13 protein-coding genes and 1 tRNA gene are annotated in these 12,506 nt (G+C 57.9%); 13 read left to right on the top strand and 1 reads right to left on the bottom strand.

Annotated features, from left to right (window positions below):
• Window positions 1–39: 39 nt before the first annotated feature.
• The 3 genes from cobS to cobT are packed head-to-tail and all read left to right on the top strand — an operon-like array spanning window position 40 to window position 3,615.
• Window positions 40–1,026, top strand: a complete 987-nt coding sequence (gene cobS, locus G7G_RS0101300) for a cobaltochelatase subunit CobS (protein WP_010437533.1) — start codon at window positions 40–42, stop codon at window positions 1,024–1,026.
• A gap of 13 nt (window positions 1,027–1,039) precedes the next feature.
• Window positions 1,040–1,741: an aspartate/glutamate racemase family protein gene (locus G7G_RS0101295; RefSeq protein WP_010437531.1), complete on the top strand. Its 702-nt coding sequence runs from the start codon at window positions 1,040–1,042 to the stop codon at window positions 1,739–1,741.
• Window positions 1,738–3,615: a cobaltochelatase subunit CobT gene (gene cobT, locus G7G_RS0101290; RefSeq protein ID WP_010437529.1), complete on the top strand. Its 1,878-nt coding sequence runs from the start codon at window positions 1,738–1,740 to the stop codon at window positions 3,613–3,615. Before G7G_RS0101295 ends, cobT begins: the two co-directional genes overlap by 4 nt.
• On the opposite strand, the gene G7G_RS24335 is transcribed toward cobT, so the two are convergent.
• Entirely contained in the window at window positions 3,612–3,773 is a 162-nt protein-coding gene (locus G7G_RS24335) for a hypothetical protein (protein WP_010437527.1), read from the bottom strand. The genes cobT and G7G_RS24335 overlap by 4 nt on opposite strands.
• Window positions 3,774–3,912: 139 nt before the next feature.
• On the opposite strand from G7G_RS24335, the gene G7G_RS0101280 reads away from it, so the two are divergent.
• The 10 genes from G7G_RS0101280 to G7G_RS0101235 all read left to right on the top strand — a co-directional run bounded on the left by G7G_RS0101280 (window position 3,913) and on the right by G7G_RS0101235 (window position 12,015).
• Entirely contained in the window at window positions 3,913–5,085 is a 1,173-nt protein-coding gene (locus G7G_RS0101280; RefSeq protein ID WP_010437525.1) for an alpha/beta hydrolase, read from the top strand.
• A 71-nt stretch (window positions 5,086–5,156) separates the two neighbouring features.
• A complete protein-coding gene (locus G7G_RS0101275) occupies window positions 5,157–6,947 on the top strand; it encodes an aminopeptidase P family protein (RefSeq protein ID WP_010437524.1) in 1,791 nt (596 codons plus the stop codon).
• Between the two features lie 63 nt (window positions 6,948–7,010).
• The gene (locus tag G7G_RS0101270) at window positions 7,011–7,355 is read left to right on the top strand and encodes a DUF427 domain-containing protein (protein WP_010437523.1); all 345 of its coding nucleotides are present in this window, start codon (window positions 7,011–7,013) and stop codon (window positions 7,353–7,355) included.
• Window positions 7,356–7,647: 292 nt separating this feature from the next.
• Window positions 7,648–8,523, top strand: a complete 876-nt coding sequence (locus tag G7G_RS0101265) for a carbon-nitrogen hydrolase family protein (RefSeq protein WP_010437522.1) — start codon at window positions 7,648–7,650, stop codon at window positions 8,521–8,523.
• Between the two features lie 90 nt (window positions 8,524–8,613).
• Window positions 8,614–8,832, top strand: coding sequence for a translation initiation factor IF-1 (gene infA / locus G7G_RS0101260; protein ID WP_005978431.1), 219 nt, complete (start codon window positions 8,614–8,616; stop codon window positions 8,830–8,832).
• 10 nt (window positions 8,833–8,842) lie between these two features.
• Window positions 8,843–9,421, top strand: a complete 579-nt coding sequence (locus G7G_RS0101255; protein ID WP_010437496.1) for a Maf family protein — start codon at window positions 8,843–8,845, stop codon at window positions 9,419–9,421.
• The gene (locus G7G_RS0101250) at window positions 9,418–10,440 is read left to right on the top strand and encodes a ribonuclease E/G (RefSeq protein ID WP_010437494.1); all 1,023 of its coding nucleotides are present in this window, start codon (window positions 9,418–9,420) and stop codon (window positions 10,438–10,440) included. Before G7G_RS0101255 ends, G7G_RS0101250 begins: the two co-directional genes overlap by 4 nt.
• Window positions 10,437–10,619 (top strand): DNA gyrase inhibitor YacG, encoded by a 183-nt coding sequence (locus tag G7G_RS0101245; protein WP_010437492.1) that lies wholly within the window; start codon window positions 10,437–10,439, stop codon window positions 10,617–10,619. The genes G7G_RS0101250 and G7G_RS0101245 overlap by 4 nt, the downstream gene beginning before the upstream one ends.
• A gap of 79 nt (window positions 10,620–10,698) precedes the next feature.
• Window positions 10,699–10,773, top strand: a tRNA-Phe gene (locus tag G7G_RS0101240).
• 63 nt (window positions 10,774–10,836) lie between these two features.
• Entirely contained in the window at window positions 10,837–12,015 is a 1,179-nt protein-coding gene (locus G7G_RS0101235; protein WP_010437491.1) for a DUF6538 domain-containing protein, read from the top strand.
• Window positions 12,016–12,506: the final 491 nt, after the last annotated feature.

The following is a 12,506-nucleotide window of genomic DNA, read 5'->3' as shown; positions in this document are numbered from 1 at the left end:
CAAACCCGGTGAACGGGCCAAAGGATAAGGACAAGGCGCATGGCTGACGGATCGATCGACATCAACGCAAAACCCACCGAGGACATTTCGGTTCGCGAGGTGTTTGGCATTGACAGCGATATGGCAGTCAAAGGCTTTGCCGAGCGCAGCGACCGCGTGCCGGTCATCGACCCGACCTACAAGTTCGACCCCGAAACCACATTGGCGATTCTTGCCGGCTTTACCCATAACCGCCGGGTGATGATTCAGGGCTATCACGGCACTGGGAAATCGACCCATATCGAACAGGTCGCTGCCCGTCTGAACTGGCCCGCCGTGCGTGTGAACCTCGACAGCCACATCAGCCGGATCGACCTGATCGGTAAGGATGCGATCAAGCTGCGCGACGGCAAGCAGGTCACCGAGTTCCACGAAGGCATCCTGCCCTGGGCCCTGCGTAACCCCGTTGCCATCGTGTTCGACGAATACGACGCGGGCCGTGCGGATGTGATGTTCGTAATCCAGCGCGTGCTGGAGCATGACGGCAAGCTGACCTTGCTGGACCAGAATGAAATCATCACGCCGAACCCGAACTTCCGCCTGTTTGCGACTGCAAACACCGTGGGTCTGGGCGACACCACCGGCCTCTATCATGGCACGCAACAGATCAACCAGGCGCAGATGGACCGCTGGTCGCTGGTTTCGACACTGAACTACCTCAGCCACGATGCCGAGACGATGATCGTGCTGTCCAAAGCCCCCCATTACAACACTGCCGAAGGCCGCAAGACCGTCAGCCAGATGGTCACCGTTGCCGACCTGACCCGGACCGCCTTCATGAACGGCGACCTGTCCACCGTCATGAGCCCCCGGACCGTGATCAACTGGGCCCAAAACGCCGAGATTTTCCGCAACATCGGCTATGCCTTCCGCCTGTCCTTCCTGAACAAATGCGACGAACTGGAACGCCAGACCGTAGCTGAGTTCTATCAGCGTTGTTTTGATGAGGAACTGCCGGAAAGCGCGGCGAGCGCCAGCCTGGGGTGACAGGGGGACCGCCATGCATATCGGATTGATTGGCGGGATCGGTGTTGCTGCAACGGTGGTTTATTATCAGCGGCTGAGTGCGGCGATGGCGGCGCGTGGAAAGCTGATGGAACTGACCATCGTGCATGCGGATGTGCAGGAATTGATCCGCAACAATCTGGCGGACAAACGGGATGCACAAGCGCAGGTCTACGCAGGGCTCATTGATCGCCTGAAGGCGGCAGGCGTGGATTGTGTGGCAATCACGTCGCTGGGTGGGCATTTCTGCTATGATGAAACCGTGCCGTTGTCTCCGCTGCCGCTTATTTCGGCCGTAAAGCCTCTGGATGCGTATTTCGCCTCGCAGAGGTTTGGCACTGTCGGGTTGCTTGGAACGCGTGTTGTGATGCAGACCAAACTTTATGGTCAGCTTGGGCAAACCCGGGCGGTTGCTTTGGAAGATGAGATCGAAATGCTGGGACAAACTTACCAGGATATGGCCGTTGCCGGGGTTTGCTCCGATCAGGATCGCGCACTGTTTCTGGACGCGGGTCGCCGTATGGTGGATGATTTGAATGCTGATGCCGTCGTTTTGGCTGGGACCGACCTGAACCTTGCCTTTGACGGGCGAGATCCCGGATATAAGGTTGTTGATGCGCTGGATGTGCATGTGGATATGCTGGCGCGTCTGGCAAGTGATGAAATGACGCTTGAAGAAGCAGGGGCGGACAGATGAGTAAACCAAACGACAACCCTGCTGATCCTTTTAAAAAGGCGCTGGCCGAAGCCACCAAGGTCATGGCCGATGACCCTGAGCTTTCGGTAAGCTATACGGTCGACCCCTCAGGTCTGTCGGGCGAGTCCATGCGGCTGCCGCAGGTCTCACGCCGGATGACGCGCGAAGAGGTGTTGTTGGCGCGCGGCACGGCAGATGCTCTGGCCCTGCAGCGCAAGTACCATGACGACGCGACGCACGCGCGCTATGCGCCTCCAGGAGATATGGCGCGGGATCTTTATGAGGCGATGGAAACGGCCCGCTGCGAGGCGATGGGCGCACGGGACATGCCCGGAACCGCGTCAAATATCGACGTCAAGATCGGGCATGAGGCGATCCGGCGTGGCTATGACCAATGCAAGCAGCCTGCGGATGCGCCTTTGGCTGTGGCGGCGGGCTATCTGATCCGACATCTGGCGACGGGGCGCGACATGCCGCCTGCGGCTGAGAATGTCATGAACCTGTGGCGCGGATTTATCGAGGAACAGGCCGGCGGCGTGCTGGAAAACCTTGATGAGGCGCTCTCGGATCAGGCCGAATTTGCCAAGTTTGCCCGCCAGATGATCAAGGATCTGGGCTATGGCGACCAGCTGGGCGAGGACCCTGATGAGCTGGACGACGAGCAGGAAGATCAGGCCGAAGAAGAGGCCGAAGAACAGCCCGATCCCGATAGCACCGGTCAGGATGATAAGGACGAACAGGACGCCGACGCGACGCCTGAGCAAACTCAGGAAGAGCAGCAGGACCAATCTCAGGCTCAGGTCTCAATGGACGAGATGGCCGAGGATGAGATGGGCGATGAGGCGGAAATGCCCGAGGGTGAAGCTCCGCTGGAACCTCCGGCCCCGCCGCCCGCGTCCGAGGCCGATCCTGACTACAAGGTCTATCTGAACACCCATGATGAAGAAATCGCGGCTGAAGATTTGGCGGAACCCGCCGAACTGGAACGGTTGCGCGCCTATCTGGACCAGCAACTGGAACCGCTGAAGGGCGCGGTGAGCCGTCTGGCCAACAAGTTGCAGCGTCGCTTGCAAGCACAGCAGAACCGGTCCTGGGAGTTCGACCGCGAGGAAGGCATTCTGGATGCCGGACGTCTGGCGCGTGTCGTGGCCAACCCGACCACGCCGCTAAGCTTCAAGGTCGAAAAAGACACCGAATTCCGCGACACGGTGGTGACGCTGTTGCTGGACAATTCCGGCTCGATGCGCGGGCGTCCGATTTCAATTGCCGCCATCTGCGCTGATGTTCTGGCGCGGACGCTGGAGCGTTGCAACGTGAAGGTCGAGATTCTGGGCTTTACCACCCGCGCGTGGAAAGGTGGTCAGGCGCGTGAGGCATGGCTGAACGATGGCCGCCCGCAGCAACCGGGGCGACTGAATGACCTGCGCCACATCATCTACAAGGGTGCCGATGCCCCGTGGCGGCGCGCGCGACCCAATTTGGGTCTGATGATGAAAGAGGGATTGCTGAAAGAAAACATCGACGGTGAGGCGCTGGAATGGGCGCATCGCCGGATGTTGGCCCGACGCGAGGCGCGCAAGATTTTGATGGTGATTTCGGACGGCGCTCCGGTCGATGATTCAACACTCAGCGTGAATCCGGCGAACTATCTGGAAAAGCACCTGCGCGACGTGATCGCCATGGTCGAAAAACGCAAGATGGTAGAATTGTTGGCTATCGGGATCGGTCACGACGTAACCCGGTATTACGACCGCGCGGTGACGATCACCGATGTGGAGCAACTGGCCGGGGCAATGACCGAGCAATTGGCGGCGCTGTTCGACAGCGATCCGAGGGCGCGGGCGCGGGTCATGGGGATGAAGCGGGCCAGCTAAGCCCGCCCGCCCTGCGCCGTCAAACGAAGCACCAGAATTACCAGCCAATTGGGCATGGTTATCGCCCTGCCCAAGGGTTCAGCGCGCGGGCGGGGTAGGCTTGGCCGGTGGCGGGCAGCCAGGTGGCGCAACAACGCGGTGTCAAAGGGAAGCATCATCTTGATCTCCTGTCTGTTGCTTCCAATGTGGTCACTATGCCGCGCGCCTGCTTGAAGGCGATCCTGAGAAACCCCCGAGAATTCCTTGGGATAATCATCGAAACTTGAGGCCTGCGCCGAAACAGAGTGTATTCAGCCCATGCGATATGAGTTTGCAGACTGTGTTCTTGATGTGGACCGCCACGTTTTGCTGCGGGGCGGCGAGACCGTACCGGTAGAACCGCAGGTCTTTGATCTGCTGGAATTGCTGGCTGAAAGCCCCGGTAAACTGGTTGTCCGAGAGGAGATCATCGATCGGGTCTGGAACGGCCGGTTTGTCTCGGATTCAACGATCAGTGCACGCATTGCAGCGGCCCGTCGGGCTGTTGGTGATGATGGCAAGTCACAACGGATCATTCGAACAATCGTCCGACGCGGATTGCAGATGACGGCCGAGGTCAAAAGCGACGCTGGTTCAAACTCGGACGAGAACAGCCGGACCCAGAAACTGCGTTATGCCCAAGGCAGCGATGGCCGGCCAATCCCCTATTCGCTATCGGGCAGTGGTAACCCCGTTCTTCGCATCGGCTCGGTCATTCATGATCTGGAAGCCGAATGGCGCTTGTCTTCTGAACGCACCCGGTTGATGGATATGGCCAAGCAATTCCGCCTGCTGCGCTACAACAAGGATCACGGAGTAAGCTCCAACTCGGACCATCAAGCCGTTTTTGACCTCAGGATCCAGGAAATTCTGGCCGTGACCAATGCCGCCGGGTTCGAGCGTTTCTCGATCATCGGCGAGTTTGGGGGAACCTTCCCAGCCCTGCATTTCGCAGCGCGGCATCCGGATCGAGTTGATAAGCTGGTGATCGCTGGCGGCTGGGCCGAAGGGCGAGACCACCGGGGTGATACGAAACAACCCGATTCGATCCGAACACTCATTGCAGAAGGTTGGCAAACACCGGGCGGCGGATACGCGATGGGCTCAACGCTCAGCTACTTTCCCGATGGTCCACTCGATGATGTCCGGTACATGGTGCAAGAGATGCAGGCGCTTTATTCGCGTGAGCAAAAGCTTTTGTATCGAGACATCGGAAACAGCACCTCCGCCCTGCATTTGCTATCCGAAATCACTTGCCCAACCCTGATCCTGCACGGACGCCACACCGAAGTTCACCCTCTGACCGAGGCACGAAAACTGGCTGCAGGCATTCCAAATGCCTCGCTTGTTATCCTTGAAACCGCCAATCAAATTCCGCTGCCCGGAAACCCCGCCTACGAGATCTACATGCAAAGCCTCATCGAATTTCTTGGAGCGCCCTCGGACAGCTGAACTGGCGCTGGACATTCTTTGGCGCAGCCCTCAGGTTTCACCGCATCCAAATCCACCCGAAGAGGCCGCCCATGTTCCAGAGTTTCGAAGTGACCGCACGCCCCGAGCAAGGCCCACCACGACTGGCCGCATTGCGGGATGAGCTGGCACGCGAAGGCCTGCAGGGTTTCCTGATCCCGCGCGCGGATGCGCATCAGGGGGAATATGTGGCCCCACGAGATGAAAGGCTGGCCTGGCTTACCGGCTTCACGGGGTCTGCGGGCTTTTGCGCGGCACTCACGGATATTGCGGGGGTCTTCATTGATGGGCGCTATCGCACGCAGGTGAAGGCGCAGGTCGCTGAAGACTACACGCCGGTGCCGTGGCCCGATGTCAGCCTGAGCACGTGGTTGAAAGAACAGCTACCAAATGGTGGCAAGGTGGGATTTGATCCGTGGCTCCACGCGGCAGGGCAGATTACTGCTGCGCAGAAAGACCTTGAAGGCAGCGGGATCGAACTGGTGCGTTGTGATAACCTTGTTGATCGGATTTGGGCGGATCAACCCGACCCTCCGATGAATCCGGTCAGAGTGCATCCGATTGAATTTGCCGGCGAAAGCGCCGAGAGCAAGATCCATCACCTCGCCGATGAGCTAAAAACAGCGGATCGCACGGCTGCAGTGATCACTCTGCCGGATTCGATCATGTGGCTGCTGAACATTCGCGGCTCGGACATCGCATACAACCCCGTGGCCCATGGCTTTGCCATCCTGCACGCCGATGGTCGCGTCGATCTGTTCATGGCCGCTGCCAAGCTGACCGGGCTTGAGGACCATTTGGGCGACAAGGTTACCCAGCACGAGCCCGACACATTCCTGACTGCAGTCGAGGCGCTAGAAGGCAAGGTGCAGGTTGATCCAAATACGGTTCCGCAATTCGTGGCGGATACGTTGGGGGACCGTTTGGTAGACGGCGGCGATCCCTGCGCCTTGCCCAAAGCCCGCAAGAATCCGGCCGAAATCGCTGGCACCGCCGAGGCGCATCTGCGCGATGCTGCAGCGGTGGTGGAACTGCTATGCTGGCTGGATGGACAGACCCCGGGCAGCCTGACCGAGACTCAGGTGGTGACGCGGCTGGAAGAAAGCCGCCGCCGAGACAACGCCCTGCAGGATATCTCGTTCGACACCATCGCGGGCACCGGCCCGAACGGGGCCATCATGCATTACCGCGTGACCGAGGAAACTGACAGCACGCTGGAAAACGGTCACCTGCTGGTGCTGGATAGCGGCGGGCAATATCTGGACGGCACCACCGACATCACCCGCACGATAGCGGTCGGCGATGTTGGGGATGAGGAAAAGGCCTGCTTCACCCGCGTTCTCAAAGGCATGATCGCCATGTCGATGCTGCGCTGGCCTGTTGGTCTGGCCGGGCGTGATATCGAGTGCGTCGCACGGCTGCCTCTGTGGCTGGCCGGGCAGGATTTCAATCACGGGGTTGGACACGGGGTCGGCACCTATCTTAGCGTACACGAGGGCCCTCAACGCCTGTCACGGGTCAGCCACGTCCCACTTGAGCCGGGAATGATCCTGTCGAACGAGCCGGGATATTACCGCGAGGGCGCCTTTGGCATTCGTCTGGAAAACCTTGTCGTCGTGGAGGATGCCCCCGCCCTGCCCGGTGGCGATGACGAACGGGCCATGCTGAACTGGCGGACGCTGACATTTGTACCGATCGACCGGCGTCTGATCCTGGTCGACATGCTGACACGCGAGGAACGCGCCTGGCTGAACGCCTATCACGGCGAAGTCGTAGAAAAAGTCCGGCCAAGGCTGGGCGACGCCGCTCAACTGTGGTTGGATGCCGCAACTGCGCCGGTTTGACACCAGCATGTTACATAGATTGGGCAGAGGAGAAGCCCCGAACCGACAAGGGAAGGAACAGGAATGACAGACACCATCACAATTCGCAAAGCGCCGGGTAAATGGAGCGTGCGTTCAGGCGGCGCGATTCTAGGTGAAACCACAGCAGCGCTGGAATTGCTTGAAGGTGACAAAGACCCGGTCATCTATTTCCCGCGCGCGGATATCGCAATGGCTTTTTTGGATCGCACCGACAAAGTGACCCAATGCGAAGGCAAGGGGGAGGCCACGCATTTCTCGATCGTGAACAAATCATCAGTCACTAAAAACGCGGCGTGGAGCTATGAGAACCCACTCGATACCATCGCCGAAGTTAAGAACCATCTGGCGTTTTATCCCGAAGACTCGGTCAAAGTTGAACGAATTTAGGTTCAAAATTTGCCTCTACTTTACAATTGATGTGTTCGATGCCCACCAAAGCTGACTGCCCGCTCTATCTTGGTGCCAAGACGGGGCGTACTCGAAGAAAAGTAGAGCATCGATATTCCAGTTCGTGGGATGTTGGCGGCCGGTTCTACGATCTATTAGGGAATGCTTCGGTCCGGGTCTGGCCTCGTGGCTACTGAGGTTTGATGATCCGTAACGAGCAACATAATGCTTGTATTGGTCCGCCGTAATTTGCGGCCCAGAGATCCGACACGCTGCAAAACGGGGAAAATGAATGAAAATCGCAACTGCTGCTTACAACCTGAATTGGCTAGACAGTTGGGCGCAATATGAAGACAAAGTTGAGGCGTGGGTTTCCGAAGCCGTAAGTCATGGTTCCAACCTTCTCGTGTTCCCCGAGTATGGTGCGATGGAGTTGTCGACACTCGATGGTCCCAAGGTGGCAGGTAATCTTGAACGTTCTATCCACGCCGTTTCCGACTGGATGGAAGATGTACAAGACATACATTCCCGCCTGGCGATGACGTACAATGCATACATTTTGGGTGCGTCAGCCCCGGTGATCGACGGATCAGGCCGTCCAGTGAACCGCGCAGTCCTCTACGCGCCTGATGGTCGCCGCGACCATCAGGACAAGCAGATCATGACACGGTTTGAACGCGAGGTCTGGGACATCGCCCCAAGTGGTCCGTTGAAACTGTTCGATACCGCTTTGGGTAAAATCGGCGTTCTGATCTGCTATGACAGTGAGTTCCCGCTCTTGGGTCGCGCGCTGAGCGAGGCCGATCTGATCCTCGTTCCATCCTGTACCGAAGCCCTGTCCGGTTATTGGCGCGTACGGATCGGCGCCATGTCCCGCGCTCTTGAGAATCAATGCGTTACGGTAATGTCATCATTGGTTGGCGGCAATGAATGGTCTGAAGCGGTAGATATGAATACCGGTATGGGCGGCGTGTTTGGCCCGCCCGATATCGGGTTCCCTCCGACGGGTGTGCTTGCCGAGGGCACTCTGAATACATCCGGCTGGACCTATGCCGAGGTCGACCTGTCCGCAATCGCAAACGTCCGTGCAGACGGGCGCGTGTTGAACCGCACCCATTGGGCCGAGCAAGATGCCCGAGTCGATTCAGTCACAATATCACCTCTTTAGGTGACTTCGCCCTTGAAATAAGGCCGGAATAGGCTCATTTAAGCGCACGAACTGCAGATTCTGCAGGTGCAACGTAATGATGGAGACAACATGGCCAAGGAAGATACGCTCGAATTTCCCGGTGTCGTGAAGGAACTCCTGCCTAATGCGACGTTTCGGGTCGAGCTGGAAAACGGCCATGAGATCATCGCACATACGGCAGGCAAGATGCGTAAGAATCGCATCCGTGTTCTGGCCGGCGACAAAGTTCAGGTCGAAATGACCCCTTATGATCTGACTAAGGGTCGGATCAACTACCGCTTCAAGTAACGCCCGACACATGGCGTTTATCCTCGGATCGGGCAGCCCAAGGCGGCTGGACCTGCTGGCGCAGCTTGGCGTTCAGCCCGATGCGATCCGTGCGCCGGATATCGATGAAACGCCGCTGAAAGGCGAACTGCCAGCCCCCTATTGCAGCCGCATCACACGGCAGAAAGTGCATTCTATTCAGGCAGATAGCGATGATATCACCCTATGCGCCGACACAACGGTCGCACTGGGCCGCCGAATTCTTGGCAAACCCGAAGGCGCTGGCCAAGCTGCCGAATTTCTGCACGCTCTGTCCGGCCGACGCCATCGGGTGATCACCTCGGTTGCGGTGCGGCGCGGCGACAAAATTCTCCAGCGCGACGTGGTTTCTCAGGTCAAGGTGAAGCGGCTGTCAGATTCCGAAATCTATGCCTATCTTGCGACGGAAGACTGGGAGGGCAAGGCCGGAGCCTATGCAATTCAAGGCCCTGCTGGTGCTTTCATCCCATGGATTTCAGGCTCGTTCACCGGTATCGTCGGCCTGCCCTTGTCCGAAACTGCCGCACTGCTGCAAGGCATCGGCTATCCCCTATATCGCGAGGCATCATGAAGGGCCGTACCATCATTCTGGATCACATTCAGGGACGCGAAGCTGCAGCCCTGATGGTGGACGGCGTCCTCGACGATTTTCTGATCGCCGCAGATGCCCCGGCACCCGGCACGATCTACCGCGCCCGTGCGGATCGCCCGGTCAAAGGTCAAGGCGGCATGTTTCTGACCACCCCTGAGGGTCCCGCGTTTCTGAGACAGGTCAAAGGTTTGGCCCCCGGCGCGCTGCTTTTGGTGCAGGTGATTGGGTATCCCGAACCCGGCAAAGCCATCCCCGTCACAAACCGCATCCTGTTCAAAAGCCGCTATGCAATCGTGACACCCGACGCTCCCGGTTTGAACATCTCGCGCCGTATTCGGGATGAAGATGTGCGCGACCAACTGCTCGAAATTGCTCATGAACAGATGGGCGACTGCCCGCATGGCCTAATATTACGTTCCTGCTGCCAAGGAGCCGAGGCCGAAGAGATCGCCGAGGATATCTCGGCCATGCTTGCGCTGGCCGAGCAGGTGCTAAATGACTCAGGCACAGAACCCGAATTGCTCAGTGAGGGCGATGGCCCTCATATCCTGGCCTGGCGCGATTGGACGGATCCGGCCGAGGTCGTGACCGCATCTGGTGGTTTCGAAGACCACGGCGTGCTGGACGCGCTTGACACCGCACAGGGTATTTCCGAAGCGCTGCCCGGTGGGGGACACCTCTATATCCAACCGACCCGCGCCCTGGTTGCGGTTGATGTAAACACCGGCGCCGACACGTCTCTGGCCGCTGGGACCAAGACCAACTTCGCCTGCGCCAAAACCCTGCCGCGCGCCCTGCGCGTGCGCGGATTGGGAGGTCAAATCACCCTGGACCTGGCACCGATGCCCAAGAAAGACCGAAGAGGTTTCGAATCTGCCTTACGGTCGGCGTTCAAATCTGATCCTGACGAGACAATCCTGGCCGGTTGGACACCGCTGGGACATTTCGAACTTCAGCGCAAACGTGGTCGTATCCCTTTGACGGAGATCCTGAAATGAGCTGCCCGATCTGCGGAGAATACACTCAGCAGGCCTTTCGCCCATTCTGCTCGAAACGCTGCGCGGATATCGATTTGGCAAAGTGGCTGAACGGTTCATATGCGGTGCCATCGCAACGTGAAGAAGACGCCGAGTCGACTTCGGAACCAACCGAAAGCCCCACGCCCCGACCGCATTGAAAAAATGTCAAAAAGCCTCTGGACACTGCCTGTGGCAAGTCATAGAAGGCCTCCACCCAATGGCAAACGCCATTCCCGTGCCCGGGTAGCTCAGGGGTAGAGCAGTGGATTGAAAATCCTCGTGTCGGTGGTTCGATTCCGCCCCCGGGCACCATTCCCAACAGGTAAGCTACTGTTTCCCTTCAGCTTTAACTGGAGCTGACCAAGGGCGTAGTACATGCTGGAGAACAAAACCGTTCCCTTCTCATTTGTAAAAGCAGGGGTCTTCTACTTCACACGACGGGTCCCGAGGGACCTCGATCACCACTATACCACCGGAAAAATATCGTTCTCGCTGCGGACAAGATCAGCAGCGGTTGCAAAGTCCCGAGCGCAAAGAGCTGCTCAGCAACTGGATGAACACTGGTACCATCTACGCATCCAAGACGTAGACCTACCGGGCAAGCATCTTCTGCGGATGGGAGCTGCCGCCGAGTTTGGGTCTTCGACGTCATGCACCGGTCAAGCCAGCGTTGACGCTGTAAAGCTCTCAGAAGCCGTGTCAGTCTATCTGCAGCTGAAGGGGCAAGGACGTCCAATCACCTTCCACAGGGCTGCTGAGCGGTCGTGTGGCTATGTCTTGGATGTCTGCGGGGACAAAGACATCAGAAGCTATACCAAAGCGGATGCCAATGCGTTTCGCGACGAGCTGGTGAAGCGAGAATTAGCGGGTAGCAGTATCACCCGCATCTTTGGGACCGTCAGATCAGTCATCAATTTTGCTGCTTCTGAAGCCGGTATCACACTGACCAACCCGTTCGCTGGTGTGTACTACGACAGGAGTGCCGGCGTCGAAGATCGTGAACCTATGCCAATCGAAGCGATCCGCTCTCTACAATCCAAATGCCAATCGCTTGATGACGACTTGCGATGGCTGGTTGCTCTGGTTTCGGATACGGGGATGCGGCTTGCAGAAGCTGCGGGTTTGCTCAAAGAGGATTTCGAACTTAATGGCCCAGTGCCTCACGTTGTTGTCCAAGAGCATCCTTGGCGTCGGCTGAAGACATCAGGTAGCAACCGAAAGGTGCCTCTGGTCGGGGCGTCACTATGGGCCGCCAAGCGCTTGCTCTATGAGAACACTGACAGCCAGTTCGCTTTTCCCCGGTACAACAAATCGAAAACCACTAACGCTAATTCTGCCAGTGCCGCGCTGAACAAATGGATGAAGCCATATGTACCGAGCCGTTGCACCATGCACAGTTTTCGTCATTCGATGCGTGACAGACTTCGCGCTGTCGAGTGTCCGTCCGACATCGTCGACCAGATAGGTGGCTGGCAAACCGAAGGCGTAGGGCATGGATATGGCAAGGGCTATCCGCTTGAAGTGCTGAGCAAATGGCTGGAAGCAACGGCATAGCTCCAGCATGTACTACGCCCTTGGTCAGCTCCAGTTAAAGCTGAAGGGAAACAGTAGCTTACCTGTTGGGAATGGTGCCCGGGGGCTGTGTTCTATTCCCGTTACAGGCACTCTGAACAGGTCTCCCGTCAACAAAACAAGACGTATCCCGATAGCTAAGCAAAGGTCAACGGGCGCGTTGTGTACTACGGTTTGTACTACATTGACCGGACCGAGGGTTGTATGTTGATGCCATATGACGAAAGCGCTTCGTGTTGTGCTTTTGCTTCTCCAAGCTCTTCGCTACAGCTATGAGCTGCGGTGAAGGCAAGGGGGGAAACGTAAGCGCCCCGCCATACAGTAGGACGCTCAGATTTTTTGAGCTCAAAAATCCAAGACGTAGCTGGCATCTTCGTCCGGACGGAAAAATAGGGGTTTCACTAATGCGTTGCGGCGAGTCCCTTTGTCTCCGGTGACGTTGCCAACTGTACGGCCAACGCACAATCACTTTG

The sequence above is a fragment of the Ruegeria conchae genome (genome assembly GCF_000192475.1).
GTDB lineage: Bacteria > Pseudomonadota > Alphaproteobacteria > Rhodobacterales > Rhodobacteraceae > Ruegeria > Ruegeria conchae.
Note: the sequence above shows the minus strand (reverse complement) of the source record. Positions and strands in the feature narration are given on the sequence as shown.

Bases quoted from the DNA above. Each gene is read 5' to 3' on its own strand.
- G7G_RS0101280 (WP_010437525.1), top strand. From the start codon at position 3,913: ATGCGATATGAGTTTGCAGACTGTGTTCTTGATGTGGACCGCCACGTT.
- cobS (WP_010437533.1), top strand. From the start codon at position 40: ATGGCTGACGGATCGATCGACATCAACGCAAAACCCACCGAGGACATT.
- G7G_RS0101270 (WP_010437523.1), top strand. From the start codon at position 7,011: ATGACAGACACCATCACAATTCGCAAAGCGCCGGGTAAATGGAGCGTG.
- cobT (WP_010437529.1), top strand. From the start codon at position 1,738: ATGAGTAAACCAAACGACAACCCTGCTGATCCTTTTAAAAAGGCGCTG.
- G7G_RS0101235 (WP_010437491.1), top strand. From the start codon at position 10,837: ATGCTGGAGAACAAAACCGTTCCCTTCTCATTTGTAAAAGCAGGGGTC.
- G7G_RS0101265 (WP_010437522.1), top strand. From the start codon at position 7,648: ATGAAAATCGCAACTGCTGCTTACAACCTGAATTGGCTAGACAGTTGG.
- G7G_RS0101245 (WP_010437492.1), top strand. From the start codon at position 10,437: ATGAGCTGCCCGATCTGCGGAGAATACACTCAGCAGGCCTTTCGCCCA.
- G7G_RS0101250 (WP_010437494.1), top strand. From the start codon at position 9,418: ATGAAGGGCCGTACCATCATTCTGGATCACATTCAGGGACGCGAAGCT.
- G7G_RS0101295 (WP_010437531.1), top strand. From the start codon at position 1,040: ATGCATATCGGATTGATTGGCGGGATCGGTGTTGCTGCAACGGTGGTT.
- G7G_RS24335 (WP_010437527.1), bottom strand. From the start codon at position 3,773: ATGATGCTTCCCTTTGACACCGCGTTGTTGCGCCACCTGGCTGCCCGC.
- infA (WP_005978431.1), top strand. From the start codon at position 8,614: ATGGCCAAGGAAGATACGCTCGAATTTCCCGGTGTCGTGAAGGAACTC.
- G7G_RS0101275 (WP_010437524.1), top strand. From the start codon at position 5,157: ATGTTCCAGAGTTTCGAAGTGACCGCACGCCCCGAGCAAGGCCCACCA.
- G7G_RS0101255 (WP_010437496.1), top strand. From the start codon at position 8,843: ATGGCGTTTATCCTCGGATCGGGCAGCCCAAGGCGGCTGGACCTGCTG.